This window comes from Mycobacterium sp. IDUB_17 (assembly GCF_055419465.1).
This window is the reverse complement of sequence record NZ_JBVAXS010000007.1, coordinates 1-16,782: the sequence shown is the minus strand read 5'-3', so window position 1 is coordinate 16,782 and position 16,782 is coordinate 1. Positions and strand designations below refer to the sequence as shown.

20 protein-coding genes are annotated in these 16,782 nt (G+C 66.1%); 18 read left to right on the top strand and 2 right to left on the bottom strand.

Annotated elements, in window-relative coordinates:
- Positions 1-49: 49 nt before the first annotated feature.
- From ACZYZ7_RS25860 to ACZYZ7_RS25780, 17 genes are all read left to right on the top strand, one after another.
- Complete coding sequence (locus tag ACZYZ7_RS25860; RefSeq protein WP_135457015.1) at positions 50-406, top strand: YciI family protein; 357 nt, start codon at positions 50-52, stop codon at positions 404-406.
- Entirely contained in the window at positions 403-1,596 is a 1,194-nt protein-coding gene (locus ACZYZ7_RS25855) for an RNA polymerase sigma factor (protein ID WP_463742246.1), read from the top strand. Before ACZYZ7_RS25860 ends, ACZYZ7_RS25855 begins: the two co-directional genes overlap by 4 nt.
- A 116-nt stretch (positions 1,597-1,712) precedes the next feature.
- The gene (rpmE, locus tag ACZYZ7_RS25850; protein ID WP_019344296.1) at positions 1,713-1,955 is read left to right on the top strand and encodes a 50S ribosomal protein L31; all 243 of its coding nucleotides are present in this window, start codon (positions 1,713-1,715) and stop codon (positions 1,953-1,955) included.
- An 84-nt stretch (positions 1,956-2,039) separates the two neighbouring features.
- A complete protein-coding gene (prfA, locus tag ACZYZ7_RS25845) occupies positions 2,040-3,116 on the top strand; it encodes a peptide chain release factor 1 (protein ID WP_135457011.1) in 1,077 nt (358 codons plus the stop codon).
- Positions 3,113-3,982: a peptide chain release factor N(5)-glutamine methyltransferase gene (prmC, locus tag ACZYZ7_RS25840; protein WP_463742151.1), complete on the top strand. Its 870-nt coding sequence runs from the start codon at positions 3,113-3,115 to the stop codon at positions 3,980-3,982. Before prfA ends, prmC begins: the two co-directional genes overlap by 4 nt.
- A 30-nt stretch (positions 3,983-4,012) precedes the next feature.
- A complete protein-coding gene (locus ACZYZ7_RS25835; RefSeq protein ID WP_135457006.1) occupies positions 4,013-4,675 on the top strand; it encodes an L-threonylcarbamoyladenylate synthase in 663 nt (220 codons plus the stop codon).
- Positions 4,676-4,685: 10 nt separating this feature from the next.
- On the top strand, positions 4,686-5,930 hold the full coding sequence (locus ACZYZ7_RS25830; RefSeq protein ID WP_450070148.1) for a glycosyltransferase family 4 protein: 1,245 nt from the start codon (positions 4,686-4,688) through the stop codon (positions 5,928-5,930).
- 266 nt (positions 5,931-6,196) lie between these two features.
- Positions 6,197-6,643 (top strand): ATP synthase subunit I, encoded by a 447-nt coding sequence (locus ACZYZ7_RS25825; protein ID WP_135457002.1) that lies wholly within the window; start codon positions 6,197-6,199, stop codon positions 6,641-6,643.
- Between the two features lie 10 nt (positions 6,644-6,653).
- A complete protein-coding gene (gene atpB / locus ACZYZ7_RS25820; protein WP_167857935.1) occupies positions 6,654-7,430 on the top strand; it encodes a F0F1 ATP synthase subunit A in 777 nt (258 codons plus the stop codon).
- Positions 7,431-7,511: 81 nt separating this feature from the next.
- Complete coding sequence (locus ACZYZ7_RS25815; protein WP_003888102.1) at positions 7,512-7,772, top strand: F0F1 ATP synthase subunit C; 261 nt, start codon at positions 7,512-7,514, stop codon at positions 7,770-7,772.
- A 9-nt stretch (positions 7,773-7,781) separates the two neighbouring features.
- A complete protein-coding gene (locus tag ACZYZ7_RS25810; protein WP_135457000.1) occupies positions 7,782-8,297 on the top strand; it encodes a F0F1 ATP synthase subunit B in 516 nt (171 codons plus the stop codon).
- The gene (locus ACZYZ7_RS25805) at positions 8,298-9,632 is read left to right on the top strand and encodes a F0F1 ATP synthase subunit B/delta (protein WP_463742150.1); all 1,335 of its coding nucleotides are present in this window, start codon (positions 8,298-8,300) and stop codon (positions 9,630-9,632) included. It abuts the gene before it with no gap.
- A 46-nt stretch (positions 9,633-9,678) separates the two neighbouring features.
- Positions 9,679-11,328 (top strand): F0F1 ATP synthase subunit alpha, encoded by a 1,650-nt coding sequence (gene atpA / locus ACZYZ7_RS25800; protein ID WP_463742149.1) that lies wholly within the window; start codon positions 9,679-9,681, stop codon positions 11,326-11,328.
- A gap of 7 nt (positions 11,329-11,335) precedes the next feature.
- Positions 11,336-12,259 (top strand): F0F1 ATP synthase subunit gamma, encoded by a 924-nt coding sequence (locus tag ACZYZ7_RS25795; protein WP_135456995.1) that lies wholly within the window; start codon positions 11,336-11,338, stop codon positions 12,257-12,259.
- 41 nt (positions 12,260-12,300) lie between these two features.
- The gene (atpD, locus tag ACZYZ7_RS25790; protein WP_090428634.1) at positions 12,301-13,728 is read left to right on the top strand and encodes a F0F1 ATP synthase subunit beta; all 1,428 of its coding nucleotides are present in this window, start codon (positions 12,301-12,303) and stop codon (positions 13,726-13,728) included.
- Positions 13,729-13,758: 30 nt separating this feature from the next.
- Entirely contained in the window at positions 13,759-14,124 is a 366-nt protein-coding gene (locus ACZYZ7_RS25785) for a F0F1 ATP synthase subunit epsilon (protein WP_135456993.1), read from the top strand.
- A gap of 15 nt (positions 14,125-14,139) precedes the next feature.
- Complete coding sequence (locus ACZYZ7_RS25780; RefSeq protein ID WP_450069769.1) at positions 14,140-14,586, top strand: DUF2550 domain-containing protein; 447 nt, start codon at positions 14,140-14,142, stop codon at positions 14,584-14,586.
- Here ACZYZ7_RS25780 and ACZYZ7_RS25775 read toward each other — a convergent pair.
- Positions 14,580-15,152 (bottom strand): cob(I)yrinic acid a,c-diamide adenosyltransferase, encoded by a 573-nt coding sequence (locus ACZYZ7_RS25775; protein ID WP_273735032.1) that lies wholly within the window; start codon positions 15,150-15,152, stop codon positions 14,580-14,582. The two genes, ACZYZ7_RS25780 and ACZYZ7_RS25775, sit on opposite strands and share 7 nt — an antisense overlap.
- A 97-nt stretch (positions 15,153-15,249) precedes the next feature.
- Here ACZYZ7_RS25775 and murA point away from each other — a divergent pair, with 97 nt between their 5' ends.
- Positions 15,250-16,506 (top strand): UDP-N-acetylglucosamine 1-carboxyvinyltransferase, encoded by a 1,257-nt coding sequence (gene murA / locus ACZYZ7_RS25770; RefSeq protein WP_135456989.1) that lies wholly within the window; start codon positions 15,250-15,252, stop codon positions 16,504-16,506.
- Between the two features lie 77 nt (positions 16,507-16,583).
- Here the strand turns inward: murA and ACZYZ7_RS25765 are convergent.
- The coding region (locus tag ACZYZ7_RS25765) for a hypothetical protein (protein ID WP_463742148.1) at positions 16,584-16,782 on the bottom strand (199 nt) is incomplete at its 5' end.

Genomic DNA, 16,782 nt, shown 5'->3' with positions numbered 1-16,782 from the left:
CGCCCGTTCGTCTTGATGCTGTTAGACGATTCCCCCGAAGGAGATGACGATGAAATACGCAATCCTGATCTACCCCAAGCCGGGCACGCACGACGGTCTGCCGCCCGAGGAATATGCCGCACTCAACGCCGAGTACGTCGGGCTGCGTCAGGATCCTCGGTGCGTCGGCGGCGCCCACCTGGAGCCGGCCGAGACGGCGACGACGATCCGCAGCGGTCCGGGACAGGGACTGATCACCGACGGCCCGTTCGCCGACAGCAAGGAAGTTCTCGGCGGCTACTTCGTGCTGAAGGCCGCTGACCTGGATGAAGCCCTGGAGTTCGCGCAGCGCGTCCCGGCGATCAGGCTGGGTGGTGCGGTCGAGGTACGACCGCTCATCGATACCCCCGGGGAGGGGGCGCACTGATCGAGGCGATTTTCCAGCGCGAGTGGGGCCGGGTCCTGGCCGCACTCATCGGCATCCTCGGCGACTTCGACCTCGCCGAGGACGCCGCGCAGGAGGCGTTCGTCATCGCCGCCGAACGCTGGCCCCGCGACGGAATGCCGCAGGCGCCGGTGGCCTGGTTGGTGCGTACCGGGCGCAACCGCGCGATCGACCGGGTGCGTCGGGAACAGACTCGGCGAACCAAGACCGGGCTGCTCCGAGTCGATCAACGGACTGTGTTCCTGGACGACGTCGATCTGGACGACAACGCCATCCCCGACGAACGCCTGGAACTGATCTTGATGTGCTGCCATCCGGCGCTGGCCACCGAGGCGCAGGTGGCGCTCACATTGCGGGCGCTGGGCGGGCTCACCACGGCCGAGATCGCCCGGGCGTTCCTGGTTTCCGAGGAGACCATGAAGCGCCGGCTCTCTCGGGCGAAGGCCAAGATCAAGGCGACGAACATCCCGTTCGGGCTGCCCGCCGACCGTGTCCTGCCGGACCGCGTGTCGGCTGTGCTCGCGGTGATCTACCTGATCTTCAACCAGGGGTTCACCGATCGCGACGACCTCGCCGCGGAAGCGATCAGGCTCGGGCGCTTGGTCGCTGGGCTGAAGGCCGACGAGCCCGAGGTGCATGGGCTGCTGGCCCTGATGCTGCTGCACGATTCGCGACGTGCCGCCCGGATCGTTTCCGGTGCTTTGATCCCGTTGGCCGAGCAGGACCGGTCTCTGCACGATCAGACCAAGGTCGATGACGGCCGGGCCGCCCTCGACCGTGCGCTGGCTATGCGGCGACCCAGCGGACCGTACGTGCTGCAGGCTGCGATCGCCTCACTGCAGGCCGACCCGGAGATCGATTGGCCCGCGGTCGTCGCGCTCTATGAGCGGCTCGAGTACCTGACGGGATCGGCAGTGGTCGGGCTGAACCGTGCGGTGGCCACCGCCGAGGCGGGTGATCCAGCCCGCGCCCTCGAACTCATGGACGCGCTGGAGCTCGGCGATTATCGCTATCTGCCGTCGAGTCGAGCGGAACTGCTGCGCCGCCTGGGTCGAGACGACGAGGCGCGGCAGGCGTTCGAGCGTGCCCTGCTGCTGGCCAAGACGGATCCGGAACGGCGATTCCTCGAGCGCCGGTTGTCCGAGTTCCGATCGAGACCGGGGGAGGAATAGCGGCCGGTCATCCCGCGTTTAGGAGGTTGGCGGTTGACCTGGCATAATGAACCGCCGACCCTCGGTCCCGGTTCACGTCCGCGTGGGCGACCCGGGCCAACGATTGAAGAGGAACCATGAAAACAGGCATTCACCCTGAGTATGTCGAGACCACGGTGCACTGTGGTTGCGGCAATACCTTCCAGACCCGTAGCACCAAGCAGAGCGGCCAGATCGTGGTCGAGGTCTGCTCGCAGTGCCACCCGTTCTACACCGGCAAGCAGAAGATCCTCGACAGCGGCGGCCGCGTGGCCCGCTTCGAGAAGCGGTACGGCAAGCGCAAGCCTGCCGGTGATCAGGCTGCCGCAGCCGACAAGTAGCTACGTCAACGGCGCCCGATCTGTCGCATTTGCGTCAGATCTGGGCGCTGTTCTCGTTTCCGGAGAAAGTTGGAGGAGGCTGACGTGACGGATACCGCACCCGCGATCGAGGCGCTGCTCGCTGAGTACGCGGACCTGGAGCGCCAGCTCGCCGATCCCAACCTGCACGCCGATGCCTCCGCCGCCCGCAAGGTGGGCCGGCGCTTCGCCCAGGTGTCGCCGGTCGTGGGTACCTACCGCAAGTTGGATGCCGCCCGCGGCGACCTGGAGGCTGCCCGCGAACTCGCCGCCGACGACGCCAGCTTCGCCGCCGAGGTGGACGAGCTGACCGCCAAGGTCGCCGAGCTCGACGCCCAGCTGACCGACCAGCTTGCCCCCCGCGATCCCCACGATGCCGATGACATCGTGTTGGAGGTCAAGTCCGGGGAAGGCGGGGAGGAGTCGGCACTGTTCGCCGCCGACCTGGCCCGCATGTACATCCGGTATGCCGAACGGCACGGCTGGACCGTCACGGTGCTCGACGAGACGTGGTCTGACCTCGGCGGCTACAAGGACGCCACCATCACCATCGCCAGTAAGGGCGATTCCGCCGACGGTGTGTGGTCGCGGATGAAGTTCGAGGGTGGCGTGCACCGGGTGCAGCGCGTGCCTGTCACCGAATCGCAGGGCCGCGTGCACACCTCGGCCGCGGGCGTGCTCGTCTACCCCGAGCCCGAAGACGTCGAGCAGGTGCAGATCGACGAATCCGACCTGCGCATCGACGTGTACCGGTCCTCGGGCAAGGGCGGCCAGGGCGTGAACACCACCGACTCCGCGGTCCGCATCACCCACCTGCCCACGGGTATCGTCGTGACCTGCCAGAACGAGCGCTCGCAGCTGCAGAACAAGGCCCGGGCCATGGTGGTGCTCGCCGCTCGACTGCAGGCACTGGCGGAGGAGCAGGCATCGGCCGACGCATCGGCCGACCGGGCCAGCCAGATCCGCACGGTCGACCGCAGCGAGCGGATCCGCACCTACAACTTTCCCGAGAACCGGATCGCGGATCACCGGATCAACTTCAAGGCGCACAACCTCGACCAGGTGCTCGACGGGGACATGGACGCACTGCTCGACGCGCTGGCCGCCGCCGACAAACAGGCCCGGCTGCAGCAGCAGTCATGACCCGGCCCGCCAGGGGAGGCACCACCCGGCTGCGGCAGACGATCGAAGCCGCAACGGCACGCCTGGCCGCCGCCGGCGTCGCCTCCCCGCGCATCGACGCCGAATTGCTCGCCGCGCACGTCGCGGGTGTCGACCGCAGCCGGCTGATGTTCCTCGACGATCCCGGTGACCGGTTCGAGCAGGCCTACGACGAACTCGTCGCCGCCCGGGCCCGCCGGATTCCCCTGCAACACCTGATCGGCACCGCGCCGTTCGGCCCGTTGACGCTCGCGGTCGGCCCCGGGGTTTTCATTCCCCGGCCGGAGACCGAGGCGCTGCTGGAATGGGCTTGGGCGCAACAACTTCCGGGCAACCCGGTGATCGTCGACCTGTGCACGGGTTCGGGTGCTTTGGCGCTGGGGCTGGCTGCGAAGTGGTCTGACGCCCGGGTGCTGGCCGTGGAGAACTCGCCGGCGGCCCTGGAGTTCGCGCGTCGCAACGCGGCAGGGACGCGCGTCGAAATCTTGGACGCCGACGTCACCACCCCGGGACTGTTGCCCGAACTCGACGACCGGGTGGACCTGCTGGTGTCCAACCCGCCTTACATCCCCGAGGCTGCGGTCCTTGAACCCGAAGTGGCCGAACATGATCCTGTGCCTGCGTTGTTCGGCGGCCCCGACGGCATGTCGGTGATCCGGCCGATCGTCACGCTGGCCGCCCGGTGGTTGCGCGACGGTGCGCTCTGCGCCGTTGAGCACGACGACACCACATCCGAGCTCTCCGTCGAGGCCTTCACCCGCGACGGGCACTTCACCGAGGTCACCGCGCGCCATGACCTCGCCGGGCGACCCCGCTTCGTGACGGCGACCCGTATTGGGAGAAGCTGAGTTGATGCGCGCACCGACCGGGGAGTCGACATGACCATCTTCGATTGCACCGACGCCGATCAGCGTGCGACCGGTATCGCCTCGGCGGTCAGCGCGGTCAAAGGTGGCCGCCTTGTGGTGATGCCGACCGACACCGTCTACGGCATCGGCGCCGACGCGTTCGACTCGGACGCGGTGGGTTCGCTTCTGGCCGCCAAGGGCCGGGGCCGCAACATGCCGGTCGGTGTGTTCGTCGGTTCGTGGAACACCATCGACGGGCTCGTTTATTCGGTCCCCTCAGCGGCCCGCGAATTGATCCGGGCATTCTGGCCGGGGGCGCTGAGCCTGGTGGTTACGCAGGCCCCCTCACTGCAGTGGGATCTCGGGGACGCCAACGGCAGCGTCATGCTGCGGATGCCGCTGCACCCGGTGGCCATCGAGTTGCTACGGGAAGTCGGCCCCATGGCCCAGTCCAGCGCCAATGTCTCGGGCCAGCCCGCCGCGGTGACGGCAGCGCAGGCCCACGAGCAACTCGGCGACAAGGTCGAGGTCTATCTCGACGGCGGGCCCGCCGAACAACAGGCCGCATCCACCATCGTCGACCTCACCGGCACCCAGCCCCGCATCCTGCGGACCGGCCCGATCAGTGCGGGGGACATCGCTAGGGTCCTTGGCGTGGAAACGTCCACGCTCACAACAACACCTACGGAGTGATCTCAGCTTGCTGCAGTACGGTTCATCGGTGATGTCGGCCGGTGACGCAGTGATCCCCGCGGTCAATTCCGGCCTTCTCGCGCTGTCGGACCGGGGGGCCGGTGTGCCGCTGCGTGAGCTGGCGCTCGTCGGGTTGACCGCCGCGATCATCACTTACTTCGCCACCGGTTGGGTGCGGGTGGTGGCCATCCGGCTCGGCGCCGTCGCCTATCCCCGCGAACGTGACGTACATGTGCAGCCGACTCCGCGGATGGGCGGGCTCGCGATGTACATCGGGGTGGCTGCCGCGGTGCTGCTGGCCTCCCAACTGCCCGCACTCACTCGGGGTTTCGTCTACTCCACCGGCATGCCCGCGGTCGTGGTCGCGGGCGGGCTGATCATGGCCATCGGGCTGATCGACGACCGCTGGGGCCTGGACGCCCTGACGAAGTTCGCCGGGCAGATAACCGCGGCCAGCGTGCTGGTGACGATGGGTGTGGCGTGGAGCGTGCTCTACATCCCGTTCGGGGGAGTGGGCACGATCGTGCTCGACCAGGTGTCGTCGATCCTGCTGACGCTCGCACTCACGGTGTCGATCGTCAACGCGATGAACTTCGTCGACGGGCTCGACGGTCTGGCCGCGGGCCTGGGGCTCATCACCGCCCTCGCCATCTGTGTGTTCTCGGTCGGGCTGCTGCGCGACCACGGCGGCGACGTCCTGTTCTATCCACCCGCGGTGATATCGGTGGTGCTGGCCGGGGCCTGCCTGGGTTTCCTGCCGCACAACTTCCACCGGGCCAAGATCTTCATGGGCGACTCCGGGTCGATGCTGATCGGCCTCATGTTGGGCGCGGCGTCGACGACGGCTGCCGGGCCGATCTCGCAGAATGCCTACGGCGCACGCGACGTCTTCGCGCTGATGTCGCCGTTCCTCCTGGTGATCGCCGTGATGCTGGTGCCTGCCCTGGACACGTTGCTGGCCATCGTGCGGCGCACCCGGGCCGGCCGCAGTCCGCTCAGCCCGGACAAGATGCATCTGCATCACCGCTTGCTGCAGATCGGGCACTCGCATCGCCGCGCCGTGCTGCTGATCTACCTGTGGGTGGGCATCATCGCCTTCGGTGCGGCAGCGACGATCTTCTTCGATCCGCGCTACACCGGAGCGGTCGTGGTGGCCGCCATTCTGGTGGCGATCGTGGTGACTCTGATTCCCCTGTTACAACGCGGAAGCGAAGGCTCCGAGGACGAGCACGAGGCGAAGTACGACGAAAAGTAGTAGGCCAGGTTTAGGGGTGCCTACCATGTGTTAGTCTGCTGCCAGAACCCGAAAAACCTCGCGGGTTGCCGGCCCGGCCCATCGGTTCGACGAACCGTCAGGTGCCGATCAACGACCGACAAAGGGAGCTACCCCGTGGGTGATTCGAGCCCGCCCGCAGCCCTCCGATATTCTCGGCGGGCATGCACAGGCTTTTGCCAGGGGATAGCAACCGTTGGCACCTCCGAGGGTGCAGCTTTTTGTGACAGCGGGATTGGGGTGAAGCAGTGACGACGCCAGCGCACGACGCGCCGTTGGTGTTCCCGTCGGTGGCCTTCCGGCCGCTGCGTCTGCTGATTGTTTGCGTTGTCCTGACCGCGCTGGCCATCTTGGCCGCCGGATTCACCGGACACATTTTCTTCGGCGTCTTCTTCGGTGTCGGCCTGGCCCTCGGCTTGGTCAACGCCTTGCTGGTGCGCCGGGCCGTCGAAGCGATCACGGCCGAAGACCACCCGCTCAAGAAGAAGATGGCCGTGAACTCCGCGACACGGCTGTTGATCATCACCGCGATCGCCCTCGGCATCGCATTTGTCTTCAAAACCTCGGGCGGCATCGCGGTGCTGTTCGGGCTGGCGATTTTCCAGGCTCTGCTGGTGATGAGCACCAGCATCCCCGTGCTGCGGAAGATCCGCTCGAACGGCCTGGATGTCTTGGATACGGAATCGAAGGGTTGAGCTGACCTATATGACTCAGACGACGACCGTGCTCGCCGCCGAAGAGGGTGGCGCTGCCATCCACGTCGGCCACCACACGATGGTGTTCGAGCTGTTCGGGATGACGTTCAACGGTGACACCATCCTGGCCACCGCGGTCACCGCGGTGATCGTGATCGCCCTGGCATTCATCCTGCGGGCCAAGGTCACCTCGACCGGCGTCCCGGGCGGTGTGCAGCTGTTCTGGGAGGCCCTGACCATCCAGATGCGCGGCCAGATCGAGGCCGCGATCGGCATGAAGGTCGCGCCGTTCGTGCTGCCGCTGTCGGTGACGATCTTCGTCTTCATCCTGGTCTCCAACTGGCTGTCGGTGCTGCCGCTGCAGTACGGGGGAGCGGACGGCGCCGCCGCCGAGTGGTACAAGCCGCCGGCCTCTGACATCAACTTCGTGCTGGCGCTGGCCCTGTTCGTGTTCATCTGCTACCACGCGGCCGGCATCTGGCGCCGCGGCATCATCGGCCACCCGGTGAAGGTGCTCAAGGGTCACGTTCCCGCGCTGATGCCGATCAACATCGTCGAGGAACTCGCCAAGCCGATCTCGCTGGCCCTCCGTCTTTTCGGCAACATCTTCGCCGGCGGCATCCTCGTCGCGCTGATCGCGATGTTCCCCTGGTACATCCAGTGGGCACCCAACGCGATCTGGAAGACCTTCGACCTGTTCGTCGGCCTGATCCAGGCCTTCATCTTCTCGCTGCTGACGATCCTGTACTTCAGCCAGTCGATGGAGCTGGACCACGACGAGCACTGAGCATGACCGGCTAGACCCCTACAACTGCAGGACACGAACCTCTGGCGGCACAGCCACCAGTTATCAAGGAGGATAAAAGGAATGGAACTCGACCCCAACGCCCTCATCACGGCCGGCGCGCTGATCGGTGGCGGTTTGATCATGGGCGGCGGCGCCATCGGCGCTGGTATCGGTGACGGTATCGCGGGTAACGCGCTGATCTCGGGCATCGCCCGTCAGCCCGAGGCCCAGGGCCGGCTGTTCACCCCGTTCTTCATCACCGTCGGTCTGGTGGAGGCCGCGTACTTCATCAACCTGGCCTTCATGGCGCTGTTCGTCTTCGCCACCCCGGGCCTGCAGTAGTCCATCAGCATGGGTGAACTGAGCGCAACGATCCTGGCTGCGAGCCAGGCAGCCGAGGGAGGCGGTGGGGGCCAGAGCAACTTCCTGGTCCCCAACGGCACCTTCTTCGCCGTGCTGATCATTTTCCTGATCACGCTCGCCGTGATCGCGAAATGGGTTGTGCCACCGGTCGGCAAGGTGCTGGCAGAGCGCGAAGCGATGCTGGCGAAGACCGCCGCCGACAATCGGAAGTCGGCCGAACAGGTGGCCGCGGCACAGGCCGATTACAACGAGGCGATGGCCGGGGCACGCACCCAGGCATCGGCAATCCGTGACGAGGCTCGCGCAGCGGGTCGCGAGGTGGTCGACGCCAAGCGCGCCGAGGCGAGCACCGAAGTGGCCGAGACCGTGCGCCAGGCCGATGAGCAGCTTGCTGCTCAGAGTGCCGAGGTGCGGTCGGGCCTGGAGTCGTCCGTGGACGGACTCTCGCAGACCCTGGCCAACCGAATTTTGGGCGTCGACGTGAAATCAGGTGGGACGCAGTAGATGTCGATATTTATCGGGCAGCTGATCGGCTTTGCCTTCATCGCATTCATCATCATCAAGTGGGTGGTGCCGCCGGTGCGGAGCCTGATGCAGAAGCAGCAGGACGCCGTGCGGGTCGCGCTCGCCGAGAGCGCCGACGCGGCGAAGAAGCTCGCCGACGCCGATGAGATGCATGCCAAGGCGCTCGCCGAGGCCAAGGCCGAATCGACCAAGGTGACCGACGAGGCCTCGCAGGACTCCGAGCGGATCACCGCTCAGCTGGCCGAGCAAGCCGGCACCGAGGCCGAGCGGATCAAGGCGCACGGCGCCCAGCAGGTTCAGCTGATGCGCCAGCAGCTCATCCGCCAGCTGCGGACCGGTCTGGGATCGGAGTCGGTGGCCAAGGCCGACGCTCTGGTCCGGGCACACGTCGCCGACCCGGCCGCCCAGGCGGCCACCGTCGACCGGTTCCTCGCCGAGCTGGACCAGATGGCCCCGTCGGCCGTGCTGATCGACACCGCCGCAACCGCGAAGCTGCGAGCCGCGAGTCGCGAGTCGCTGGCGGTCGTGGTCGACAAGTTCGACTCCGTCGCAGGCGGTCTGGATGCCGACGGGCTGACCACGCTGGCCGAGGAACTGACCTCGGTGGCCAGGCTGCTGCTGTCGGAGTCGATGCTCACCAGGCATCTGGCCGAGCCGACCGACGACGCTGCCGCCAAGGTCGAGCTGGTCGACCGACTGTTGTCGGGCAAGGTCGGCAACACCGCACTGGACGTGCTGCGGACCGCCGTCTCGCAGCGCTGGTCGACCGAAGCGAACCTGGTCGACGCGATTGAACACACCGCACGTCTGGCGCTGCTCAAGCGCGCCGAGACCGCCGGTGAGGTCGACGAGGTGGAGGACCAGCTGTTCCGGTTCGGCCGCCTCCTCGACGCCGAGCCCAAGCTCTCGGCCCTGCTCAGTGACTACACCACCCCGGTCGACGGTCGGATTGCCTTGCTGGACAAGGTGCTTGGCGACGCGGGTGGGACCGGGACGGCGGCCGCGCTGTTGGCCCAGACTGTGGGACTGCTGCGCGGCGAGCGTGCCGACGAGGCCGTCATCGACCTCGCCGAGCTCGCAGTTTCCCGCCGCGGCGAGGTGGTCGCTCACGTGACCGCCGCGGCTGACCTGACCGATGCCCAGCGGACCCGGCTGGCGGAGGTGCTCACCCGCATCTACGGACACCCGGTGTCAGTGCAGCTGTATGTCGACCCGGAACTGCTCGGTGGTCTGTCGATCACCGTCGGTGACGAAGTGATCGACGGCTCGATCTCGTCCCGACTGGCCGCCGCGGCGACCCAGCTGCCGGACTAACCCGAACCAAGAACCACCCAAGAACAAGGTAGGAAGACGAAAAACCATGGCAGAGTTGACAATCTCGGCTGCTGATATCGAAGGTGCCATCGAGGACTACGTATCCTCGTTTTCCGCCGACACCGAGCGTGAAGAGATCGGCACCGTCGTCGATGCCGGTGACGGCATCGCTCACGTCGAGGGCCTGCCCTCGGTCATGACCCAGGAGCTCCTCGAGTTCCCGGGCGGTGTGTTGGGTGTGGCACTCAACCTCGACGAGCACAGCGTCGGCGCCGTCATCCTGGGTGAGTTCGAAAAGATCGAAGAAGGCCAGCAGGTCAAGCGCACCGGCGAGGTGCTCTCGGTGCCGGTCGGCGACGCGTTCCTCGGTCGCGTCGTCAACCCGCTCGGCCAGCCGATCGACGGCCAGGGCGACATCGAGTCCGAGACCCGGCGCGCACTCGAGCTGCAGGCCCCTTCGGTGGTGCAGCGCCAGGGCGTGTCCGAGCCGCTGCAGACCGGTATCAAGGCCATCGACGCCATGACCCCGATCGGCCGTGGCCAGCGTCAGCTGATCATCGGTGACCGCAAGACCGGCAAGACCGCGGTCTGCGTCGACACCATCCTCAACCAGCGCGAAGCCTGGGAGACCGGCGACCCCAAGCAGCAGGTGCGCTGCGTGTACGTCGCCATCGGCCAGAAGGGCACCACCATCGCCAGCGTGAAGCGCGCGCTGGAAGAGGGTGGCGCGATGGAGTACACCACCATCGTCGCGGCCCCCGCGTCCGATCCGGCCGGCTTCAAGTGGCTGGCACCGTACACCGGTTCGGCCATCGGCCAGCACTGGATGTACGACGGCAAGCACGTGCTGATCGTCTTCGACGACCTCTCCAAGCAGGCCGACGCCTACCGCGCCATCTCGCTGCTGCTGCGCCGCCCGCCGGGCCGCGAGGCATTCCCCGGCGACGTCTTCTACCTTCACTCCCGTCTGCTGGAGCGTTGCGCCAAGCTCTCCGACGAGCTGGGCGGTGGTTCGATGACGGGTCTGCCGATCATCGAGACCAAGGCCAACGACATCTCGGCGTTCATCCCGACCAACGTCATCTCGATCACCGACGGCCAGTGCTTCCTGGAGTCCGACCTGTTCAACCAGGGTGTGCGACCGGCCGTCAACGTCGGTGTGTCGGTGTCCCGCGTCGGTGGCGCCGCGCAGATCAAGGCCATGAAAGAGGTCGCGGGTTCGCTGCGTCTGGATCTCTCGCAGTACCGCGAGCTGGAGGCCTTCGCGGCCTTCGCCTCGGATCTGGATGCGGCCTCCAAGGCTCAGCTGGATCGTGGTGTCCGCCTCGTCGAGCTGCTCAAGCAGGCGCAGTACAGCCCGCTGGCGGTCGAAGATCAGGTCGTCTCGATCTTCCTCGGTACCCAGGGCCACCTGGATTCGGTTCCGGCCGAGGACGTCACCCGCTTCGTCGACGAGCTGCTGGAGCATGTCAAGGCCAGCCACTCCGACATCCTCAAGAGCATCAAGGAGACCAAGAAGCTCTCCGAGGAGAACGAAGCCAACCTTGTTGCGGTGATCAACGAGTTCAAGAAGGGCTTCGCCGCTACCGACGGCAGCTCCGTGGTTGTCAAGGAGGCCGATGCTGATGCACTGGACCCCGAGGACCTGGAGAAGGAATCGGTCAAGGTCCGCAAGCCGGCTCCGAAGAAGGCCTAGGTAACCAATGGCAGCCACACTTCGCGAGCTACGCGGGCGTATCCGCTCCGCTTCGTCGATCAAGAAGATCACGAAGGCACAGGAGCTGATCGCCACGTCGCGGATCGCCAAGGCGCAGGCCCGGGTCGACGCGGCCCGGCCCTACTCCACCGAGATCACCAACATGCTCACCGAGCTTGCGGGCGCCAGCGCGCTGGATCACCCGCTGCTCGTGCAGCGGGAGAACCCCAAGCGGGCTGGTGTGCTCGTGGTGTCCTCGGATCGCGGTCTCTGCGGCGGTTACAACGCCAACGTGCTGCGCCGGGCCGAAGAACTGTTCTCGCTGCTGCGGGAACAGGGCAAGAGCCCGGTGCTCTACGTCGTCGGCCGGAAAGCCCTGGGCTACTACAGCTTCCGGCAGCGGACGGTCACCCAGTCGTGGACCGGCTTCTCCGAGCGGCCCACCTACGAGAACGCCAAGGAGATCGCCGACACCCTGGTGGCGACGTTCATGTCCGGCGCCGATGACGAGGGCGACGATGCAGGAGCCGACGGCATCTTGGGTGTCGACGAACTCCACATCGTCTCCACCGAATTCCGTTCGATGCTCTCGCAGACCGCGGTGGCACATCAGATCGCGCCGTTGGTCGTCGAGTACGTCGGGGAGCCGGACACCGGTCCGCACACGCTGTATTCGTTCGAGCCGAATGCCGAGGACCTGTTCGACGCATTGCTGCCGCGTTACATCGCCACCCGCGTGTACGCGGCATTGCTGGAGGCGGCCGCCTCGGAGTCGGCTTCGCGCCGGCGCGCCATGAAGTCGGCCACCGACAACGCCGACGATCTGATCAAGGCACTCACGCTCGCGGCCAACCGCGAACGTCAGGCGCAGATCACCCAGGAAATCAGCGAGATCGTGGGCGGCGCGAACGCGCTGGCCGACGCGCGCTAGCCGGACCAAAGACGAAAGCCTCGTAGGAAAGCGAAGAGAGAATGACTGCTACTGCAGAAAAGACCGCGGGCCGCGTAGTCCGCATCACCGGCCCGGTGGTGGATATTGAGTTTCCGCGCGGCGCCGTGCCCGAGCTGTTCAACGCGCTGCACGCCGATATCACCTATGGCGCGCTCGCCAAGACCCTGACGCTTGAGGTTGCCCAGCACCTCGGCGACAGCCTGGTTCGCTGCATCTCCATGCAGCCCACCGACGGCCTGGTGCGTGGCACCGACGTCCGCGACACCGGCGCCTCGATCTCGGTGCCGGTCGGCGACGGCGTCAAGGGCCATGTGTTCAACGCCCTCGGCGACTGCCTCGATGAGCCCGGCTACGGCAAGGACTTCGATCACTGGTCGATCCACCGCAAGCCGCCGGCCTTCGCCGACCTGGAGCCCCGCACCGAGATGCTGGAGACCGGTCTGAAGGTCGTCGACCTGCTCACGCCGTATGTGCGTGGTGGCAAGATCGCCCTGTTCGGTGGCGCCGGCGTCGGTAAGACGGTTCTGATCCAGGAGATGATCAACCGTATTGCCCGCAACTTCGGTGGTACCTCGGTGTTCGCCGGCGTGGGTGAGCGCACCCGCGAGGGCAACGACCTGTGGGTCGAGCTCGCCGACGCAAACGTGCTCAAGGACACCGCATTGGTGTTCGGCCAGATGGACGAGCCGCCAGGCACCCGTATGCGCGTCGCCCTGTCGGCCCTGACCATGGCCGAGTACTTCCGCGACGAGCAGAACCAGGACGTGCTGCTCTTCATCGACAACATCTTCCGGTTCACCCAGGCCGGTTCCGAGGTTTCGACCCTGCTGGGTCGTATGCCTTCGGCCGTGGGTTACCAGCCGACGCTGGCCGACGAGATGGGTGAGCTGCAGGAGCGCATCACCTCGACCCGTGGTCGCTCGATCACTTCGATGCAGGCCGTGTACGTGCCCGCCGACGACTACACCGACCCGGCCCCGGCCACCACGTTCGCCCACCTGGATGCCACCACCGAGCTTTCGCGTGCGGTGTTCTCCAAGGGCATCTTCCCCGCGGTGGACCCGCTGGCTTCGTCCTCGACGATCCTGCACCCCAGCGTCGTCGGCGACGAGCACTACCGCGTCGCCCAGGAAGTCATCCGGATCCTGCAGCGCTACAAGGATCTTCAGGACATCATCGCCATCCTCGGTATCGACGAGCTGTCGGAAGAGGACAAGGTTCTGGTGTACCGCGCCCGTAAGATCGAGCGCTTCCTGAGCCAGAACATGATGGCGGCCGAGCAGTTCACCGGCCAGCCGGGTTCGACCGTGCCGCTCAAGGAGACCATCGAGGCCTTCGACAAGCTGGCCAAGGGCGAGTTCGATCACCTGCCCGAGCAGGCGTTCTTCCTCATCGGTGGCCTGGACGACCTGGCGAAGAAGGCCGAAAGCCTCGGCGCCAAGCTGTGATGAGCGCTCTAGCCCGAAAGGTGGTGTGGAATGGCTGAATTGAACGTTGAGATCGTTGCCGTCGAGCGTGAGCTCTGGTCCGGCACCGCTACGTTCGTCTTCACCCGGACCACCGCTGGTGAGATCGGCATCCTGCCGCGGCACATTCCGTTGGTGGCGCAGCTGGTCGACGACGCCATGGTGCGAGTCGAGCGCGAAGGCGAGGACGATCTGCGTATCGCCGTTGACGGTGGTTTCCTGTCGGTGACCGAGGAGACGGTCCGGATCTTGGTGGAGAACGCTCAGTTCGAAACCGAGATCGACGCCGACTCGGCCAAGCAGGATGCAGAGTCCGACGACGAGCAGACTGCGGCCTGGGGCCGTGCACGCCTGCGCGCGCTCGGCCAGATCGACTGACGACAGAGACGACAGATGAGCGCGCCCATGATCGGCATGGTCGCGCTCGTCTGCGTTCTGCTCCTTTTGGTCGGTGCCCTGAGTTACCGGCTGTGGAAACTACGTCAGGTTGGTGGAACAGCCGCCATCCTGCGTGACTTTCCCGCCGAAGGCGGTAGTGGCTGGCGCCATGGTGTGATGCGCTACCGCGGAGGGGAGGCCGGTTTCTACCGGCTGTCCAGCATGCGGTGGTGGCCTGACCGGCAATTGAGCCGGCGGGGGCTGGAAGTGGTGTCGCGTCGCGCCCCGCGTGGCGACGAGTTCGACATCATGACCGCCGCGACGGTCATTCTCGAACTTCGCGACCACAGTCCCGAACGCCGGCAAGGGTATGAGATCGCCCTGGACCGGGGCGCCTTGACGGCGTTCACCTCCTGGCTGGAATCGCGGCCGTCGCCGCGGGCCCGGCGGCGCAATTACTGAGCGGCTCCGGGCTTCCAGAGCACGTCCCCATCCGGGTTCGCCACCCGCGACAGGATGAACAGCAGGTCTGACAACCGGTTGAGGTACTTCGCCGGCAGAACGCTCACCGATTCACCGTGCTCTTGCACCGCGATCCAGGCCGACCGCTCAGCGCGGCGGGCCACAGTTCGCGCGACGTGCAACAGTGCGGACAGGGGAGTTCCGCCGGGCAGGATGAACGAATTCAGCGCAGGCAGCGCCTCGTTGAACTCGTCGCACCACTTCTCCAGCCGGTCGATGTAGGCCTGCGAGATTCGCAGCGGTGGGTGCTCGGGGTTCTCCACGACGGGGGTGGACAGATCGGCGCCGGCGTCGAACAGATCGTTCTGAATCTGCCGCAATACCGCCAGGATTTGCTGATCGGGTTCGCCGAGAGCGACTGCGACGCCGATGGCAGCGTTGGCTTCGTCACAGTCGGCGTAGGCCGCCAACCTCGAATCATTCTTGGAAACCCTGCTGAAATCACTCAGCCCGGTCGTGCCGTCGTCGCCGGTGCGGGTATAGATACGGGTGAGATGAACCGCCATAGCTGAACCGTACCGGGCTCGTGGACACGTTGGCCGGGCCCGCCGGATCTGTGCGAGCAGGCGGAAACTCGACGCCGGGCTGTTTACACTAACCGGCGTGAGCGAGCGTTTCTTGGTGACCGGAGGCAGCCGGTTATCAGGCGAAGTTGCTGTCGGTGGCGCGAAGAACAGTGTGCTGAAACTGATGGCGGCCTCGTTGCTTGCCGAGGGTACGAGCACGATCACCAATTGCCCTGACATCCTTGACGTGCCGCTGATGGCCGAGGTCCTGCGCGGGTTGGGCGCCACCGTCGAGCTGGACGGCGACACCGTGCGCATCACATCGCCCGACGAACCCAAGTACGACGCGGATTTCGCGGCGGTCCGTCAGTTCCGCGCCTCGGTGTGTGTGCTGGGCCCGCTGGTAGGACGGTGCAAGAAGGCGAAGGTTGCGCTTCCGGGTGGTGACGCCATCGGATCGCGGCCCCTGGACATGCACCAGGCCGGGCTCCGCCAACTGGGTGCGACCTGCAATATCGAGCACGGTTGTGTGGTGGCCGAGGCCGACCATCTGCGGGGTGCCGAGATCCAACTGGAGTTCCCGTCCGTGGGGGCGACGGAGAACATCCTCATGGCCGCGGTGCTGGCCGAAGGTGTCACCACCATCCACAACGCGGCGCGCGAGCCGGACATCGTGGACATCTGCGCCATGCTCAACCAGATGGGTGCCAAGGTCTCCGGCGCGGGGACCTCGACGCTGACGATCACCGGTGTCGATCGGCTCTATCCCACGGAACACCGGGTGATCGGTGACCGGATCGTGGCGGCGACCTGGGGGATAGCCGCGGCGATGACGCGCGGCGATATCTCGGTGACGGGCGTGGACCCACAGCACCTGCAGCTGGTTCTGCACAAGTTGCACGACGCCGGTGCCACCGTGACCCAGAACGATGACGGCTTCCGGGTGGTGCAGTACGAGCGGCCCAAGGCGGTCAACGTGGCGACGCTGCCGTTCCCGGGATTCCCGACCGACCTGCAGCCGATGGCGATCGGGTTGGCCGCAGTGGCCGACGGTACGTCGATGATCACCGAGAACGTGTTCGAAGCTCGCTTCCGGTTCGTCGAGGAGATGATCCGATTGGGTGCCGATGCGCGGACAGACGGCCACCATGCCGTCGTGCGCGGGATCCCGCAGCTTTCGAGCGCGCCGGTGTGGTCGTCGGACATTCGCGCCGGCGCCGGCCTGGTGCTCGCCGGGCTGGTCGCCGACGGCGAGACCGAGGTCCACGACGTGTTTCACATCGATCGCGGGTACCCGTTGTTCGTCGAGAACCTGCTGATTTTGGGAGCGGAGATCGAGAGGGTAAGCTCTTAGAAAGTGCCGGAGCGCAGCAAGTTTCATCAGCTGCTGAAGGCCTAGCTCAGGGAGTTTGACTCCCCGCCAGTTCGGTACTAGGCTGGCGGAGTTGCCTCGGTCCGGATGAAACAAGCCAGGACGGGCAGCTTGACAAGCCAGAGAGACTTGATTAAGCTGGTGAGGTTGCCCCAAAACAGGGCAGCGAAGAAGTAAAGTCTGTTGTTTGAGAACTCAATAGTGTGTTTGGTGGTTTTTGTTTGTTGTTTTTTGGCCACGCTCTTTTTCCCGTTTAGG